We start from the raw sequence: 16,173 nt of genomic DNA on the forward strand, positions 1-16,173 counted from the left end.
ACCGGTGGATGTCTCATCCCTGGTTGGCGAATTCCTGGTGGATGGCGGCCAGGAAGGTGGACAGGTGGGTGAACTCGGTCTGGTCGTGCAGCATCATCTCGTAGGCGAAGCCGAGTGCTTCGGCTCGTTGCTCGTCGGTGGTGTAGGTCTTGCCGCGGTCGAAGATGTAGCGGCTGCGCAGTTCGAAGCCGTCGGCTGTGGTGCGGACGAGGTGGAGCATGACGCCGTTGTTGATGCTGAGGTTGCCGCAGGCGTGGGCGCTGATGTCGGACTGGGCGAAGCGGTTGGTGTCGAAGCCCAGTTCGGAGGGGTGGCGGAACTGGATGGTGAGTTCCGAGCGCATGGGGCCGATGTATTCGATGATGTCGTGGGTGTTGCCGATGTAGCGGTCGACGTCGGCGATGTCGGGCCGGGTGAGGACGTCCTGGTCGCGGGGGATGGCTTGCAGGTGGTTGTAGGGGTACCACAGCGAGTAGCGCTCGGGTTCGACGGAATGCCACCAGAACCACCAGGTGAACATCTCCGGTGTGCAGCCGGGGAAGCGGGTGAGGCTGGTGACGTAGGGGTGGCCGTCGTCGGTGACGCAGAAGCCGGTCTCGACCTTGTGGTAGCCGGGGTCGAGCAGGGTGTTGAGGTCTTCGGGTGAGCTGGTGATGGCGGCGTCGGGGGGCATGGCGCGCTGGATGGAGGGCATCACGTCGTCGTGGAGCCACAGGTCGCCGTTGAAGTACTTGGCGTAGGGCTTGTCCTTGATTCGTTCGCTGTTGTGGCGGAACAGTTCTTGGGTGGCGACCGGGTAGTAGGTCACGGGAAGCATGGTGGTGTCCTTTTCAGTCGTCGCTGTCCGGTGCTGGGGTGTCTGAGGGAGTGGCGGGGCGGCGGCGCAGGCGGGTGAGCAGCAGGCGTCCTGCGGTTTCGCCGATGACGATGCCGAGCAGTCCGACCAGCGCGATCCACGGTGGGGCGGGGGTCGGTACGCCCATGAGCCAGCACAGGATTCCGGCGAGGATGCCGGCGCCGAGGGAGAGCGCGTAGCGGAGGACGAGGCGGTTCATGCGATGGCGTCGATGGCGCTGTAGCCGATCAGCATGCCTGCCAGTCCGGTCAGGGCGACCGGTGGGGGTGCCGGGGAGGGCACTCTGATCAGCACGTACATGATTCCGAGGATGATTCCGGCACCCAGTGCCTGGATGTACTCGAGCACCCTGCACCTCCTGTGGTGGGGACGTCTCCGGTCGGATGTCTACGTGCGGGCCGATTCCCAGCTGGTGGGTTCGGCGTCGAGTTCGATGTCGAGGGTTTCGAGGAATCGGGCGGTCATCATGTAGTGGCCCACGAGGAGGGTGACCGTGGCCGTTGCCTGCTCGCCCAGTGTCTTGAGGGCCTGGTCGAATGTGGTGGTGGCTTTCGGGGTGGCGTACAGCTCGTCGACGAATCGCAGGACGGTGGCCTGTTCCTCGGTCAGCTCGTCGAAGCGGCCGGCTTCCAGGGCGGTGACTTCGGCGTCGGTGACGCCGGCGGATTGGGCGATTCCGATGTGCTGCATCCGCTCGTAGGCGCTGTGGCTGAGCGCGCCGACTCGGAGGATGACCATTTCGCGGAGCTTGGGGTCCAGTGGGGATTGCGGGAAGGCTGTGCCCAGGGACAGGTAGCCGTCGGTGATTTCTGCCGTCGTGCGCAGCAGGCCGCGGGTCAGGTTCGCCGGGAATCGGTGGTACGCGGCGCGGTCGGCGTCGGGCATGGTGGCGGGGTTGGGGAGGTTGATGCGTGCCATGGTGGTTCACGCCTTCCGTGTCGGGTCGTAGCCGCTGTCGTGCGCGTGGCTGCGGGCGATGCCGACGGCGTCGGCGATGTGCATGCGCAGGGGGTCGCCGTGGCCGGGAAGGATGACCTCGGCGTCGAGGACTTCCAGGGCGTCCAGTGCGGTCAGTGCGTCGGGCGGTGAGTGGGCGAAGAACCAGGGGCACAGCTGTGGTCCGTCGAACTGCGAGGTCGGGTGTGCGGTGAGCAGGGCGTCTCCGGTGATGACCGCGTGGGAGTCGGGCAGGTGGAAGGCGGCGTGGCCGGAGGTGTGGCCGTGGGTGGGCACCGCGATCGGTCGTCCTGGGATGTCGAGTGGTCCGGCGCTGACGGGCTTGACGTCGTCGATCTGGAGGTCTTCGGTGGCGCCGACCTCCTGCACTTTTTCCCACCATTCCTGGGTTTGCGGCATCGGTCCTTTGTCGACGTCGTCGGCGCTGGCCTGTTCGAGGTATTCGCGCCGGGCGTGGTGGACTTCGATCGGGTCGGCGTAGACGGGGGTCCCGAACCGGCGGTGGAAGTTCTCGACCGCTCCCATGTGGTCGATGTGGGCGTGGGTGAGCAGGATCGCGCGGAGGTCTTCGGGTTTGCTGCCGATCGATCGGATGGAGTTCTCCACCGCGGGGACGTCGCCTGGCCATCCGCCGTCGATCAGCGTCAGGTCCGTGCCTTCGCGGAGGATGACCCAGTTGACGTCGGTTCCGCCGAAGCAGAACACGTTCTTGGCAGCTTCGTTCATGGCTTTTCCGCCCCTTGGCGATGTGCGTGCGGGTGGACGCCTGGCGGCTGACAACGCTGTGCAGGTGCTGCGTCGTCCCTGCGGGCCGTCATCGGCCGGCGTTCGGTGGGGGACGTTGACGCCGATAGGCGATTCGTGAGCCGCGCCAGTCACTATCGTCGTACAGCGCTTGGCGTTTCGCGACCTGTGGCCGCTGGGCTGGTCGGTGTTGCCCGGTGCCCCGGCACCGGGCTGGTGCCGGGGCTCGGGCTGGTTCGGGTGCCGATCGGCGGTGGGTGTTTGGTGTCAGGCCTTGCGGGGTAGGTTCACCAGGGGGCTGGGACCGGGGTGCGGTCGCGGTTGTCGGTCGCGTGCAGGTGCGGCAGGAAACGGGACAGGAAGGTCATCTCGTTGTAGCAGTGCCGCAGCATTTCCTGGGCGAACTCGTCGGTGAAGGTCTCCCGGAGCTGATCCGGTGTGGACGTTTCCGCGAGGTCGACGCCGAAGTAGAAGTGGCTTCGCAGGACCATGCCCCAGTCGGTGTCGCGGCCCAGGTGCAGCAGGCGGTTGCCCAGCACGCGGCCGTTGTGGTCGCGTTCGGGGTTGAAGCCGAAACCGATCCGTCCGCAGACGGCGGCGGTGATGTCGCCGTTGGCGCGCGCCGAGTGGTAGGTGCTGGGTGTGAAGAACTCCTCGGAGTCGCGGAACTGGATGGAGATCTGCTCCGCGGGCAGGTGCCCGAAGCGCTCCTCGGCGAGGTGGATCGAGCCGACGTGGGTGTTCTTCTGGCCTTCGGCCCAGTCGCTGGAGACGTGGTCGATGGGGTGCCACCAGGTGTAGCGCTGGGTGTCGGGGCGGGACCGGAACCACCACTCGAACATCTCGCCGGTGGTTCCGTGCAGGTCGGTGCGGCAGGCGACGTGCAGCACGCCGTCGGTGTCGCGTTCGTAGCCGGTTTCCAGCGGTGTCGGGGTGGGGTCGAGCAAGGAGTCCTGGTTGGGCAGGGGCATGGTGTTCCTTTCTGCGATTTCTTTCGTGGTCGGTGGTCAGTCCACGTGCCGGACGCCGAGCGCGACGATGGCCAGGGAGAGGGCACCGACGGCGGCGGCGGCGAGGATGCCGGGCATGCCGAGGGGGAACAGGGTGGCTGCGGCCAGTGCGGCGCCGAATTCGCGGCCGCCTGCGGTGACGCCGGAGGCCACGCCTTCCTTGCCCTTCAGCGCGCGGGCCAGTCCGGCGTGGGAGGTGGTGGGGACCATCAGTCCCCATCCGATGCCGGTGATGATCAGCGGGGCGACCAGTCCGGGGTAGCTGCCGGAGAGCAGTGGGATCGGGGCGATGCCGGTGACCAGCAGGGCCGAGCCGAGGATCATCGCGTTGCGGTTGCCCAGGCCTCCGATGATCCGTCCGGCGGCGAGCGCGGCGATGATGTTGCCGCCGGCCAGCGGTAGCAGTGCGATCCCGGCGATGAACGCCGACATGCCCAGTTCGTCTTGCAGGGCTTGGCTGAGGATGTAGAGGGTGGCGAAGAACGCGCCGGTGCCCACGACCGTGACCACGGCGTTGGCGCTGAACGGGACGTCGCGCAGCTGCGCCAGGGGCAGCATCGGTGTGGTCGATCGGCGTTCCACCCGGACGAACAGCCACCCCGCCGCCACGATGATGACGATCAGCAGGGCCACGCCGGGCAGGGGCAGGGCTGCCCAGTCGTGGGCCAGGAATGTGGCCGTGCCCAGCAGCACGATCATCGCCGCCAGTCCGGGCAGGTCCAGGCGGTGGCCGCCGCCCTGCAGCCGGGGCAGCACCGGTCGGCCGATCAGCCCGAACAGCACCGCCAGCGCGGCGACCAGTACGAACATGAACCGCCACGAGGCCACTGAGACCACCGCGCCGCAGATCACCGGCCCGATCGCCGCGCCCAGCGCGTTGGCCCCGGCCCAGATCCCGATTGCCCAGGGCAGCTTCTCGGGCACGTCCTGGTGGACGAACTGGATCAGGCTCAGCGCTGATGGCAGCACCAGTGCGGCGCCCAGGCCCTGCCCGAAGGTGCCGATCGTGACGACCTCGACCGCGGGTGCGGCGGCGGCCGCCAGGCTGGCGGCGGTGAACGTGCCGAGTCCGGCGAAGAACACCCGGCGTGCCCCGAACCGGTCGACGAGTGCTCCGCCGGCGAGGGTGAACATCGCGAATGCCAGCGTGTAGCCGGACAGCACCCATGCCAGCGCGGATTGATCGGCCGCGAAGGTGGTGCGGATCGCGGGGGAGGCGATGTTGAGCCCGGAGGTCAGCAGGATCACCAGCAGCGTGCCCAGGCTGGTGCTGGCCAGCACCAGTCCGGGTGAGCGTCGCCGTGGGGCGACGTCCGCGCGGGTGTCCGGTGGTGACGTGGTGGGGGCTGTTCCTTCGGCCATGTCTCCACCATAACTTCTATTTAGTTCGCGAACGAATTATGTGGCGCTTGTCGCGGGTATCGACGCTGGTAATCTTGGGAAACCTTCGGCCACGTGCGAAAGAGATGCAGATGGAAGACGCGATCGACAGGGCAGCGCGGGAATGGGCGTCGGCCTGGCCGCGGCTGGACACCAGCCCCAGCGACGTGCTCGCCCGCATCCAGCGGCTGAGCCAGCTCATCGACGAACAGCAGAACCGCCGCCTCCGGCGCCGCTCCGGCATGACCGTCGCCAACCTCGGCGACTTCGACGTGCTCCGGGCGTTGCGCCGCGCGGGCCCGCCCTACGCGCTCACCCCCACCCAGCTGCGGCAGGCCATGCTCGTCTCCGGCGCGGGCCTGACCGGGCGCCTCAAGCGGCTCGAAGACGAAGGGTGGATCACCCGCAGCGCCTCCCCCCAGGACGGGCGCTCGACCGTCGTGCGGCTCACCCCCGAAGGCGTCGCCGACCTGGACCGAGACCTCGACGACCACTTCGCCTTCGAAGCCCGCCTGCTCAAGTCGCTCAACGCCGGCGAGCAGCAGGACCTCGCGGGCAAACTCCGGCAACTGCTGCTCGCCCTGGACGAACACGCCGACGGCACGTCGTGAAGACCCTCGCTCCGCGAGGCGGCGCTCGGATGCTGCGGCGAAGCCTCAGGTGAGGAGTTCGGGGATGCCCGGGGTGCTGCGCTTGCGGCGGAGCCAGACCTTGCGGGTGCCGTCGGCGTAGAGCAGGACGCGCGAGAGCTCCCAGCCGGAGAACTCGGCGTGGATGCTGAGCTGGGTGGCTGCGCTCAGGCGGGTGACGCCGGGCGGCAGGCGCAGCGGGCGGTACTCCCAGTCGGGGTCGGTGTCGGTCCCTTCCGGGGATGGGGTCATGGTGTCACCACCTGGTATCCGGCGCCGTTGGCGGAGGCGATGTAGAGCGTTCCGGTCTGCGGGTCGACCGCGACGCTGTCGGGTTGGGCGATGGTGGGCAGCCGGTGGCGTTCGGTGGGTTCGCCGCCGGCGATGTCGAAGCCGACGATTTCGTTGGTCGCGGTCAGCGTGATCCAGGCTAGGTCGCGAGCGGGGTCGTAGGCGAGGCCGTAGGGCGCGCCGGGAACGGGGTAGCGCTGCTTCATCACCAGCGGATCGGTGCTGAAGGCGAGCAGTTCCTGGCCGCGGGTGTCGACGGTGAGGATGCGCTGGTAGCGGTCGGTGACGGCGTTGGTGGCGCCATCACCGGCGCGCAGACCCGCGCCCTTGGCGCCGGTGGCGGGGTTGATGGGGGTGACGGCGGTGGTGAGGCGGTCGAGGACGTAGAGGTCCTGGCCTGCGGCGAGGACCTGAGCGGGGCCCTGGAGGTTGTCGGCGGTGGCCGTGGGGGCACCGTTGCGCAGGACGGTGACGGTGGCGGGACTGCGCAGGGCGACGGCGGTGCGCTCGGCGTCGAGGTCGATGGCGTGGACGGGGCCGCCGGGCACGGCAGTGGTGCGGACTTCGGCGGTGCGCACGTCGAGGCGGGCGAGCTGATCGCTGTCGGGCAGGGCCGCGAGGAGCTGACCGTTCTGGAGGGTCAGCGAGGCCGGAGCGCTGGGCAGGGTGGCGGTGCGCTGCGCGCCGGTGGTGGTGTCGGTGAGGGTGAGGGTGGGGCCGCTGGCCAGCACGAGGGTGCCGGTGGTGGTGTCGAAGGCGGTGTGCTGGACGGGCGGTGCGGGGTGGACGGTGCCCGCGGGTGCGGTGGTGGCCGGAGGTGAGGTGGCCGGGGTGGCGGCGGTGAGGGTGTCGGTGACCTGGAGGGGGTCGCTGGGTTTGTCGGTCGCGCAGCCGGTGAGCAGGGTGGCGATCAGGCACGTGATGACCAGACGGCGCAACGAGGCCCTCCTTGGTGGTGCTGGCCCGCGGGTGGCGGGTGGTTGTTGCTTCCAGCATCCCTGATGGCCCGTGGCGCGGTCAGGGTTGGGGTGGGGTGTCCTGCGGTGCGCTGATGTCGTCGAGGGCGGCGCGGATGGCGGGGGGCAGGGTGAGCTCTTCGGCCGCGAGAGCGGTTTTGAGCTGTCCGGTGGTGCGGGCGCCGAGGACGGGGGCGGTGACGCCGGGGCGGTCGCGGACCCAGGCCAGCGCCACGTGGGCGGGTGGGGTGCCGAGTCCTTCGGCGGCGGTGAGCACGGCGTGCACGATGCGGGAGGCGCGTTCGGTGCGGTGGTGTTCGACGTAGCTGGCCAGCGGGCCTGCGCCGCGGGAGTCGGCGGGGGTGGAGTTGCGGTACTTGCCGGTGAGCACGCCGCGGCCCAGCGGCGCCCAGGCGAGCAGGCCGATGCCGTGGTGGGCGGCGGCGGGGATGACTTCGCGTTCGGTGCTGCGGTCCAGCAGCGAGTACTCGTGCTGGGTGGAGACGAGGGGGGTGCGGGTGGGGTGCGCGCGCTGGTGGGTGGCGGCGGTGGCCAGCTGCCAGCCGGCGTAGTTGGCGATGCCCGCGTAGCGGACGCGGCCGGTGGTGGCGGCGGTGTCGAGGGCGGCGAGGGTTTCGTCGAGGGGCACGGCGGGATCCCAGGCGTGCAGCTGCCAGAGGTCGATGTGGTCGGTGCCCAGGCGGCGCAGCGAGTCGTCGAGCGCGGCCAGCAGGGAGCCGCGGGAGGCGCCGCCGCCGAACGGGCCGGGTTTGCGGCGGGCGGCGGCGGTGGTGGCCAGGACGATCTCGTCGCGCGGGACGTGGTGGGTGAGCAGCTGGCCGAGGATGGTCTCGGCGTGGCCGTCCTGGTAGACGTCGGCGGTGTCGACGAGGGTGCCGCCCGCGTCGTGGAAGACCGAGAGCTGTTCGGCGGCTTGGTCGGCGTCGGTGTCCAGGCCCCAGGTCATGGTGCCGAGGGCGAGTCGGGAGACGCGGAGGCCGCTGCGGCCGAGTTGTCGGTGTTCCACGCTGGGGAGGGTATTCGGTGCGGGGGCGGGTGTCGGTGAGGTTGGGGCGGCGGGTCTGGCCGGTGGTGTGCTGGATCACAGGACCGGCTCGTTGCGGTGGGTGATCGGCTGGTCGCTGGGCCGGGTGATGGGGCGGGGATCGGGTGGTGCGGGGGATGCTGCAAGATTTGGGTCGGTCTTCCGGCTGCCCCATCGCCGGGGTGCGTGCCGGTTTCATCCCGACTTGTGCTGGAGTGGGTTTCGTTGTCGTGGTTGCAGGCCATGGTGCTGGCCGTGGTCCAGGGGCTGACCGAGTTCCTGCCGATCTCGTCGTCCGGGCATTTGCGGATCGTCTCGGAGTTGTTCTTCGGTGCCGACGCGGGTGCGTCGTTCACCGCGGTGACGCAGATCGGCACCGAACTGGCGGTGGTGATCTACTTCGCCAAGGACATCGTGCGGTTGGTGGCGGTGTGGTTCCGCGGGTTGTTCAACGCCGAGGTGCGGCGGACGCAGGACTACCGGCTGGCGTGGTACGTGATCGTGGGCAGCATCCCGATCGGGGTGCTGGGCCTGCTGTTCCAGGACTACATCCGCTCGACGTTCCGCAGCCTGTGGATCACCGGCGCGATGCTGATCGTGTTCGGCGTGCTGATGGGGCTGGCGGAGCGGTTCGGTCAGCAGCGCCGCAACCAGGAACGCCTGCAGCTGCGCGATGGCGTGGTGATGGGCTTCGCGCAGTCGCTGGCGCTGATCCCGGGTGTGTCGCGGTCCGGTGGGACGATCACGGCCGGTCTGACGCTGGGCCTGGACCGGCCGACGGCCGTGCGGTTCTCCTTCCTGCTGGCGATCCCGGCGGTGTTCGCGGCGGGGCTTTCGGAGATCCCGCACGTCTTCGAGCCCAGCGCGACGGGCTTGCAGCCGTCGGTGGCGCAGATGGTGGTGGCCACCGTGGTGGCCGGGGTGGTCGGGTACGCGGTGATCGCGTGGCTGCTGCGCTTCGTCGAGCGCCACAGCGTCTACCTGTTCGTCTGGTACCGGATCGCGCTGGGCCTGCTGGTGTTCGCGCTGCTGGGCTTCGGCGTCATGCAGCCGTGATCTGACCTCGACCCGGGAAGCGCGGTCCGTGCCGGTGGGCGCGGGCCGCGCTCCTTTTTCGGCGGCCACTACCCTCGCGGGCGTGGCGACTCTCATCTTGTTGCGGCATGCGCGTTCAGCGGCCAACGGTTCGGGGATTCTGGCGGGCCGGTCGGCCGGTGTGGGTTTGGACGAGACCGGGAGGGGGCAGGCCGCCGGTCTGGCGGAGCGGCTGTCGGGGGTGCCGTTGCGGGAGGTGGTGGTCTCGCCGCTGCAGCGGTGCCAGGAGACCGTGGCCGGCCTGGTGGCGCAGCGGGAGCTCTCGCCGGTGGTCGAACCGGATCTGGTCGAGGTGGACTACGGGCGGTGGACCGGCCGCAAGATCAGCGAGCTGACCGAGGAACCGTTGTGGCGGGTGGTGCAGCAGCACCCGTCGGCGGCGGTGTTCCCCGATGGCGAGGGCCTGGCGCAGGTGCAGGCGCGGGCGGTGGCCGCAGTGCGGGCGTGGGACCGGAAGCTGGCCGACGAGGAGGTGTGGCTGGCTTGCACGCACGGCGACGTGATCAAGGCGGTGCTGGCCGACGCGCTGGGCATGCACCTGGATGCCTTCCAGCGGATCGTGGTCGATCCGTGTTCGGTGAGCGTGGTGCGCTACACCCGGACGCGGCCGTTCGTGGTGAAGGTCAACGACACCGGCGGGGACGTCTCGGCGCTGGTGCCGCCGAAGGCCTCCGGTGCCTCGGATGCGGTGGTGGGCGGATCGACCGGGGCATCGGCATAGGCGCTCGGCGGCCGGGCGGTCGAAGCGGATCCGGCGATCGGTAGATATTCACATTCCTCCTGGACATCTGGTTAGGTCGTGTCAGCAGACGGAGAAACTGGTTGCCGAGCAGCAGGAGGTTTCTTGTCCAGCGATGCGCATTCCACCGGTGAGGACGCCGAGGTCCTCCAGATCGCCCAGATGGCCACGCTGTTCACGCCGTGGTCCTTGCGGCTGGCGGTGACCTTCCGGCTTCCCGATCTCGTGGCCGGGGGTTGCACGGCTCTCGGTGAGCTCGCCGAGCGATCCGGCACCGACCCCGCCGCGCTGCGGCGGGTGGTGCGGCACCTGACGAATCTGGGGTTGTTCCGCCGGATCGACGACGAGCACGTCGAGCTCACCGGTCGCGGTCGGGTCCTGTGCGCCGACCACCCGTCGCAGACCGCTCGTTTCCTGGACCAGAACGATGCGTTCGCCCGCCGCACCGACCAGGCCATCCCCGGCCTGCTGGAGTCGGTGCGCACCGGCGCGGCCGCGTGGGAGTCGCGCTTCGGCCGTCCTTTCTGGACTGATCTGGCCGCCGACGAGGAGTTCTCCGCTTCGTTCGACGCCGCGATGGCGGTGCACGCCGCCCGGTTCGCGCCGGCGATCGCCGAAGGTTACGGCTGGTCCGGGGTGCGGCACGTGGTCGACGTGGGCGGCGGGACCGGGCAGGTCATCGCCGAGCTGCTGCGCCGGTACCCGCATCTCACCGGCACGTTGGTGGATCTGCCCGGCACCGTCGAGCGTGCGGCGGCGAGCCCGGAGCTGGCCGCGCTGGCCGGGCGGTGCGCGGTGGTGGGGCAGAGCTTCTTCGAGGTGTTGCCCGACGACGGTGATGTCTACCTGCTGTCCAACATCGTCCACGACTGGCCTGATGAGGACAGTGTGGACATCCTGCGGCGGTGTGCGGCCGCTGCCGGTCCGGGAGGCCGGGTCCTGCTGGCCGAGCGGGTGGTGGCCGATACCGGCAGCGAGGCGTCGCGGCGGTTCGTCAGCCAGCGGGACATGGCGATGCTGCTGCTGATGGGCGCCGCGGAACGCGGTCTCGAGGAGTTCGGGGCCCTGGGTGCGGCGGCGGGCCTGAGATTGGTGAGCACGGTCTCGCTCATCGACGGGCAAGGCGTCTTCCTCCTGGAGTACGTGCCGGCTGCCTGAGCGCCGTGGCTCAGTGCCGCCACGTCACGTGCAGGGGCAGGCGGTGCAGTCCGATGGCCTGCAGCGGGTTCACGAAGCGGAGTTGCCCGCCGATGCCGAAGTCCTCGGTGCGCCGCAGCAGTTCTTCGAGGGCGATTCGTTGTTCCATCCGGGCCAAGGGCGCGCCGAGGCAGTAGTGGATGCCCTTGCCCAGCGCCAGGTGCCGGTTCGGGTCGCGGTCGATGCGCAACCGGTGCGCTTCGGGGAACTGGCGGGGGTCCAGGTTGGCCGAGGCCACCCACACCAGCAGGACCTGCCCTGCCGGGATGGTGCGGTCGGCCACCGTGACCTCCCGGGTGGTGCGCCGGGCCGTGGCCGGAAGCTGGCCGCGGTAGCGCAGCACCTCTTCGACCGCGGTGGGGATCGCCGCCGGGTCGGCCCGCAGCGCGGTTGCGGTGCCGGGGTGCGTGCTCAGCAGGTGGATCGCGTTGCCCAGCACCATGGTCGTGGTGATGTGCCCTGCGACCAGCAGGAATCCGCACACGCCGAGGATCTCCTCGTCGGCGAGGCGTTCGCCGTCGACCTCGACCACCGCGAGTTTGCTGACCAGGTCGGTGCCCGGCCGGTGGCGCCGCTGATCGATGATGTCGAGGAAGTACTCGTTCATCTCGCCGATCTCGGGTTCGATGGACAGCAGCATCTGCTCGGTCGGCACTATCACGGGTTCGTCGCCCCGGCCTTGGAAGAACAGCGCGTCGGCCCAGCGGCGGAACCGCTCGCGGTCGTCGAGCGGGATCTCCATGAGTTCGGCGATGACCATGAGCGGCAGCGGGTAGGCGAGTTCGGAGATGAGCTCGAAGCCCGGTGATCCGGCCACCGCGTCCAGCAGGTCCTGGGTGATCTGGCGGACGCGCGGCTCCAGGGCCTCCACCACGCGCGGTGTGAACGCCTTGCTGACCAGGCTGCGCAGCTTGCGGTGGTCGGGCGGGTCGAAGCCGTTGAACGCCCCCTTGGCCACGACGGCGAACTGCTCGGGCTGGGCGACCAGGGACCGCAGGTCCGAGGAGAAGGTCGTGTGATCGGCCATGATCGCTGCCGCGTCGGCGTAGCGGAAGACGTGCCAGTGCCCCAGTCCTTCGTCGTAGCTGATCGGTGCGCGCTCGCGCATCCTCGACCACCAGGAGACGAGCGCGTCGTACTCCGCCGGCTGGTCGCCCAGATCGAGCCCGGTGCGCTGGAGGTCCATAGGCATTCCTGTCCTCGAGAGGGAGCGGGGAGCGAATGGCGGCCGGACACCTACGCCATCCGGAACAATGCGTGGATTCTTTTGTTCGCACCACCAGCGCCGGAATGGGTCGGCATTTCGCTGATTTTCGCTGACTTTCACGCCGTCATGTCCGGTTCCGTGCGCCTGCTGGACCGATTGTAGCCGAAGCCGGATGGGCTGAAAGGGTGCGGCGAAGTGCGATGTGCACTCGATGAGAGTATTGATCAGGACATTGAATAATGGCAACAATGTATCCGGCGCAACTGTGCTGTCAATTCGGCAAACCGGGTTTCCGGGATGGGCCGGAGCGAGACCTTCCTGGTCGGAGTATCGATGTTTGCGCCACGGCCCGGGTTCCTGTCAGGTCCGGCCCTGCTCCCTCGTAATCCTTGTATTTGCCGTTTCCTGAGGAAAGGAGTTGAACAATGGTTACGACCTGGGTGTCCGACCGCGCGGAAGCTACCTGGTTCTCCGACCGCTCGGAGGCCACGTGGTTCTCCGACCGTACCGAGGCCACGTGGTTCTCCGACCGCGCTGAGGCCACGACGTGGTTCTCCGACCGCGCGAGCCACGCCCACGGGCTCTACGAGCTCGTGAGCTGCTGATAGCGGTCACGTTCCACGCGGGCCGGTCACCGCACCGGTGGCCGGCCCGCACCCGCGAGCACGGAAGGCTGGAGATTTGATCGCACTGGGAATCGCCCTGGTGGCCATCGCCGCGGTCGCGCACGCCGGCTGGAACGTCTGCGCGAAGCGGCTGTCCGACGGCGGCGCACCGTTCGTCTGGCTCTACAAAGTCGTCGGAAGCGTGGTCGTCCTCCCGGTGGGCATCGTCACCCTGGTGCTGACCTCCGGCGAAGTGCACTTCGGCTACTGGCTGATCGCCGTCAGCGTCGGTGCCGTGCTGCAGCTGTCCTACTACCTGCTGCTCCAGCGCGGCTACGCGACCTCGGACCTGTCGGTGATCTACCCGCTCTCCAGCGGGATGGCGCCGCTGTTCGCGGTCGTGGCGGCGATGATCCTGCTCGGTGAACGGCCCAGCCCGATGGGATTCCTGGCCGTGGCGGTGGTCATCGCCGGGGTGGTGGTGATCAGCGTCCACAGCTCGCAGGGCGATTCCCCCCGCGGCACCAAGCTCAACGGCGTGCTCTACGGGGCCCTGATCGGTGCCGCCAACGCCTTGGCGACGGTGTGGGACAAGCAGGCCGTCAGCGGGATGGCGCTGTCGCCGTTCCTGGTCTACTGGGGCATCTCGATGTTCGAGGTCCTGCTGCTGGCCCCCTTCGTGCTGCCCCAGCGGGACCGCCTTTCCCGGTTGTGGCGCCAGCACCGCAGGGAAGTGCTGATCGTCGGCGTCCTGGCCCCCACGGCCTACATTCTCGTGCTGTTCTCGATGAGGCTGGCGCCGGTGAGCGTGATCGCGCCGGCGAAGGAGCTGAGCATCGTGATGGCGCTGTTCGGCGCGTGGTTCTTCCTGAAGGAGCGGGAGATCCTGCGCCGATTCCTGGGAGCTATGGTCGTGATCAGCGGCGTGTTGATGCTGACGTTCTCGTGAGAACCACCTGCGCGCGGGCGCCCGCGATCCGGGATCGTCTCCGGCCGGAGAGCCGGAATGCGGGCGGTAATTCGGTCAATTCACTCGGCAAGTCGGTCTGATATGTCAACGCGAGCACGGGAGAATTATGTCTGGAAAAAAGGTCTTGGTCACCGGTGGTGCTGGTTTCATCGGCCGCAACATGATCCGCCAGATGGTCGCGGACGGATACGAGATCACATCCCTGGACAATTACAAGATCGGTGGTAAGGAATTCCTCCCGGTCGACGTGGCGCAGCAGGTCAACTGGGTCGAGGGCGATTCCCGGGACTTCGGGCTGCTCTCCGAACTGGTCCGCGGCAAGGACGGCGTCATCCACCTGGCCGCACCGTCGTCGTTCCTGATGTACGAAGAGGACCCCATCGACGGGGCGTCGGTGACCACCCAGGGCTTCCTCAACGTGCTGGAGGCGATGCGGCGCAACGACGTGCGCAAACTCGTCTACGCCAGCACCAGCGCGGTCTACGAGGGCAACCCGGTGCCCTACGTGGAGGGCATGACGATCGACCCGCCCGACCTCAAGGCGCTGTCGAAGAAGTGGAACGAGGACGCCGCCCACCAGTACTCCACGCGCTACGGGATCAAGGCCATCGGGCTGCGCCCGTTCAGCGTCTACGGCCACGACGAGTTCAGCAAGGGCGGCTACGCCAACGTCATCTCGCTGTTCGCCTGGGCAGCGGTCAGCAAGACCAACCCGGTCGTGTGGGGCGACGGGCAGCAGACCCGGGACTTCATCTACGTCGACGACGCGGGCCTGGCCTTCCAGCGCGCCCTGGAAGCCGACCTGGACACCCAGGAGTTCAACGTCGGCACCGGCATCGAGACCACCTTCACCGAGGCGATCGCGATGGTCGAGCAGGAACTGGGCGTGTCGCTGGCCCCGAAGTTCGTCGACGTGCCGATCGCCATCTACGCCCACCGCCTGCTGGCCGACACCACCCGAGCCGAGAACGTGCTGGGGTTCCGCGCGCGAACCAGCGTGCGCGAAGGCGTGCGCCGGGTCGTGGAGGCCACCAAGCGGGCGCAGCGGGACTGGCCGGAACTGGCAACGGCGCAGATGTACTTCGAAACCCTGCCCCAGCACTGACCGCGGCACCGGCCACCACCGGGGACGAGCAGCGGAGGCGCCGGCCGGCGCCTCCGCCCCGACCAACACCAGCAGCGCAGAAGCGGAGCCGATGAGCAGGGTACTGGCCCTCACCGACGCACCCGACGACGTCGAACGATTCTGCCGCGGCAGAGAACTGATGCTGTTCCGGATCGGGCAACTGCTGCCCGAGCAGCACGACTTCACCGCCTTCGAGCAGCAGTACCAGAAGCTGAAGTCCGCATGCGATCTCTCCACGATCGACCTGGTCATCGCCGAGTACATCGAGGCGCTGCCACTGCTGTACTTCATGCGCCGCGACGGATACCACTGCCCTGCGCTGATGATCCCGCACACCAACCCCTACCCGCTGAACATCCTCTTCTACTTCCTGCTGATCGCCCAGCACCCCCACCCCGGCGACCTGGTGATCTGCGGCTCGGCCAACGCCGCCAGCGCCTACCGGCACATCACCGGCATCCCCGCGGCCAACATCTGCACCTTCGGGATCAAGAACATCTACCGGCCGGGCGACCGCGACCGCGCCCGCAGCAACCTCGGCCTGCCCGCGGACCGGCCGATCCTGCTCTACACCGGGCGGTTCATGAACGACAAGGGACTGGCCCCGCTGCTGGCCGGCTACCACCGCCTCCGCGCGGCGGACCCGGAGCTGCTGCTGGTCATGTCCACCACCCACCTGGACACCCGCTACCACAACCAGCTGGCCGCGCAGCTGGAGCACGTCGTGCGCTTCCAGCGCCTGGACCGCGCGCAGACCGTGGACCTCTACAACGCCGCCGACGTCTACGTCTCCGGTGCCACCAGCATCTTCGAGACCTACGGCAAAGCCCCGCTGGAAGCGATGGCGTGCGGGCTGCCGGTGGTCGTGCCGCGCTTCGACGGATTTCCCTACTACGTCAACGACACCAACGGGGCGCTCGTGGACGTCGACCACCACCCGCAGCCGTGCTTCACCCCCTACGACTTCGCGGTGATGAACGTCGAGGACTTCACGGTCAAATGCCGGCAGGTGCTCGACCGCGGCACACCGCCGCAGCACCACGTCCCGGACTGGGCCACCTACGACCACACCATGGAGGTCCTCACCGAGCTGGTCGGCGAACTCCTGCAACACCCGCGCCGGACCGGCGAAGCCGAACCCTCCCGCAAGATCGACACCACGGCCTACCCGGACCCGGTGCGGCGACTGCTCGACCACTACGAGCTGACCTGCACCGACGACCTCGTCCACCGGGCGGGCCACCTCGGCCTGATCGACCGCAGGCAGCCCGGCGACACCGGCCTCCTGCGGGCGTTGCACGACGAGATCTTCCACACGATGCACGCCGAGACCAGCACCGCGACACCCTGACGCACCGCCGAATCC

19 protein-coding genes are annotated in these 16,173 nt (G+C 68.9%); 8 read left to right on the forward strand and 11 right to left on the reverse strand.

Annotated features, from left to right (window positions below):
* Positions 1 to 13: 13 nt before the first annotated feature.
* The 7 genes from OU416_RS03440 to OU416_RS03470 all read right to left on the reverse strand — a co-directional run bounded on the left by OU416_RS03440 (position 14) and on the right by OU416_RS03470 (position 4,929).
* Positions 14 to 808 carry a DAPG hydrolase family protein gene (locus tag OU416_RS03440; RefSeq protein WP_270925309.1) on the reverse strand — a complete coding sequence of 265 codons (795 nt, stop codon included), beginning with the start codon at positions 806 to 808 and terminating at the stop codon, positions 14 to 16.
* A gap of 22 nt (positions 809 to 830) precedes the next feature.
* Positions 831 to 1,055, reverse strand: a complete 225-nt coding sequence (locus tag OU416_RS03445) for a DUF1427 family protein (protein WP_270925310.1) — start codon at positions 1,053 to 1,055, stop codon at positions 831 to 833.
* Positions 1,052 to 1,204 carry a DUF1427 family protein gene (locus OU416_RS03450; protein WP_270925311.1) on the reverse strand — a complete coding sequence of 51 codons (153 nt, stop codon included), beginning with the start codon at positions 1,202 to 1,204 and terminating at the stop codon, positions 1,052 to 1,054. The genes OU416_RS03445 and OU416_RS03450 overlap by 4 nt, the downstream gene beginning before the upstream one ends.
* Before the next feature lie 39 nt (positions 1,205 to 1,243).
* Positions 1,244 to 1,774 carry a carboxymuconolactone decarboxylase family protein gene (locus OU416_RS03455; protein WP_270925312.1) on the reverse strand — a complete coding sequence of 177 codons (531 nt, stop codon included), beginning with the start codon at positions 1,772 to 1,774 and terminating at the stop codon, positions 1,244 to 1,246.
* A gap of 6 nt (positions 1,775 to 1,780) precedes the next feature.
* Positions 1,781 to 2,539 carry an MBL fold metallo-hydrolase gene (locus OU416_RS03460; protein ID WP_270925313.1) on the reverse strand — a complete coding sequence of 253 codons (759 nt, stop codon included), beginning with the start codon at positions 2,537 to 2,539 and terminating at the stop codon, positions 1,781 to 1,783.
* Positions 2,540 to 2,844: 305 nt separating this feature from the next.
* Complete coding sequence (locus tag OU416_RS03465) at positions 2,845 to 3,528, reverse strand: DAPG hydrolase family protein (RefSeq protein WP_270925314.1); 684 nt, start codon at positions 3,526 to 3,528, stop codon at positions 2,845 to 2,847.
* 36 nt (positions 3,529 to 3,564) lie between these two features.
* The gene (locus OU416_RS03470; RefSeq protein WP_270925315.1) at positions 3,565 to 4,929 is read right to left on the reverse strand and encodes an MFS transporter; all 1,365 of its coding nucleotides are present in this window, start codon (positions 4,927 to 4,929) and stop codon (positions 3,565 to 3,567) included.
* A gap of 110 nt (positions 4,930 to 5,039) precedes the next feature.
* Here OU416_RS03470 and OU416_RS03475 point away from each other — a divergent pair, with 110 nt between their 5' ends.
* Positions 5,040 to 5,558: a MarR family winged helix-turn-helix transcriptional regulator gene (locus OU416_RS03475; protein ID WP_270925316.1), complete on the forward strand. Its 519-nt coding sequence runs from the start codon at positions 5,040 to 5,042 to the stop codon at positions 5,556 to 5,558.
* 45 nt (positions 5,559 to 5,603) lie between these two features.
* On the opposite strand, the gene OU416_RS03480 is transcribed toward OU416_RS03475, so the two are convergent.
* The 3 genes from OU416_RS03480 to OU416_RS03490 all read right to left on the reverse strand — a co-directional run bounded on the left by OU416_RS03480 (position 5,604) and on the right by OU416_RS03490 (position 7,850).
* A complete protein-coding gene (locus OU416_RS03480; RefSeq protein WP_270925317.1) occupies positions 5,604 to 5,828 on the reverse strand; it encodes a DUF5703 family protein in 225 nt (74 codons plus the stop codon).
* Positions 5,825 to 6,805 carry a hypothetical protein gene (locus OU416_RS03485; protein ID WP_270925318.1) on the reverse strand — a complete coding sequence of 327 codons (981 nt, stop codon included), beginning with the start codon at positions 6,803 to 6,805 and terminating at the stop codon, positions 5,825 to 5,827. Before OU416_RS03485 ends, OU416_RS03480 begins: the two co-directional genes overlap by 4 nt.
* Before the next feature lie 79 nt (positions 6,806 to 6,884).
* Complete coding sequence (locus OU416_RS03490; RefSeq protein WP_270925319.1) at positions 6,885 to 7,850, reverse strand: aldo/keto reductase; 966 nt, start codon at positions 7,848 to 7,850, stop codon at positions 6,885 to 6,887.
* 243 nt (positions 7,851 to 8,093) lie between these two features.
* On the opposite strand from OU416_RS03490, the gene OU416_RS03495 reads away from it, so the two are divergent.
* The 3 genes from OU416_RS03495 to OU416_RS03505 all read left to right on the forward strand — a co-directional run bounded on the left by OU416_RS03495 (position 8,094) and on the right by OU416_RS03505 (position 10,860).
* Positions 8,094 to 8,924, forward strand: coding sequence for an undecaprenyl-diphosphate phosphatase (locus tag OU416_RS03495; RefSeq protein WP_270925320.1), 831 nt, complete (start codon positions 8,094 to 8,096; stop codon positions 8,922 to 8,924).
* Positions 8,925 to 9,006: 82 nt separating this feature from the next.
* The gene (locus OU416_RS03500) at positions 9,007 to 9,684 is read left to right on the forward strand and encodes a histidine phosphatase family protein (RefSeq protein WP_270925321.1); all 678 of its coding nucleotides are present in this window, start codon (positions 9,007 to 9,009) and stop codon (positions 9,682 to 9,684) included.
* A 123-nt stretch (positions 9,685 to 9,807) separates the two neighbouring features.
* Positions 9,808 to 10,860 (forward strand): methyltransferase, encoded by a 1,053-nt coding sequence (locus OU416_RS03505; RefSeq protein ID WP_270925322.1) that lies wholly within the window; start codon positions 9,808 to 9,810, stop codon positions 10,858 to 10,860.
* A gap of 10 nt (positions 10,861 to 10,870) precedes the next feature.
* Here the strand turns inward: OU416_RS03505 and OU416_RS03510 are convergent, their stop codons facing one another.
* On the reverse strand, positions 10,871 to 12,085 hold the full coding sequence (locus tag OU416_RS03510; protein ID WP_270925323.1) for a cytochrome P450: 1,215 nt from the start codon (positions 12,083 to 12,085) through the stop codon (positions 10,871 to 10,873).
* A gap of 446 nt (positions 12,086 to 12,531) precedes the next feature.
* On the opposite strand from OU416_RS03510, the gene OU416_RS03515 reads away from it, so the two are divergent.
* The 4 genes from OU416_RS03515 to OU416_RS03530 all read left to right on the forward strand — a co-directional run bounded on the left by OU416_RS03515 (position 12,532) and on the right by OU416_RS03530 (position 16,158).
* Positions 12,532 to 12,711: a hypothetical protein gene (locus OU416_RS03515; protein ID WP_270925324.1), complete on the forward strand. Its 180-nt coding sequence runs from the start codon at positions 12,532 to 12,534 to the stop codon at positions 12,709 to 12,711.
* A gap of 76 nt (positions 12,712 to 12,787) precedes the next feature.
* Complete coding sequence (locus tag OU416_RS03520) at positions 12,788 to 13,660, forward strand: EamA family transporter (RefSeq protein WP_270925325.1); 873 nt, start codon at positions 12,788 to 12,790, stop codon at positions 13,658 to 13,660.
* Positions 13,661 to 13,787: 127 nt separating this feature from the next.
* Positions 13,788 to 14,786 (forward strand): NAD-dependent epimerase/dehydratase family protein, encoded by a 999-nt coding sequence (locus OU416_RS03525; RefSeq protein WP_270925326.1) that lies wholly within the window; start codon positions 13,788 to 13,790, stop codon positions 14,784 to 14,786.
* A gap of 91 nt (positions 14,787 to 14,877) precedes the next feature.
* Complete coding sequence (locus OU416_RS03530; protein WP_270925327.1) at positions 14,878 to 16,158, forward strand: glycosyltransferase family 4 protein; 1,281 nt, start codon at positions 14,878 to 14,880, stop codon at positions 16,156 to 16,158.
* Positions 16,159 to 16,173: the final 15 nt, after the last annotated feature.

This window comes from Saccharopolyspora indica (assembly GCF_027853965.1).
Lineage (GTDB): Bacteria > Actinomycetota > Actinomycetes > Mycobacteriales > Pseudonocardiaceae > Saccharopolyspora > Saccharopolyspora indica.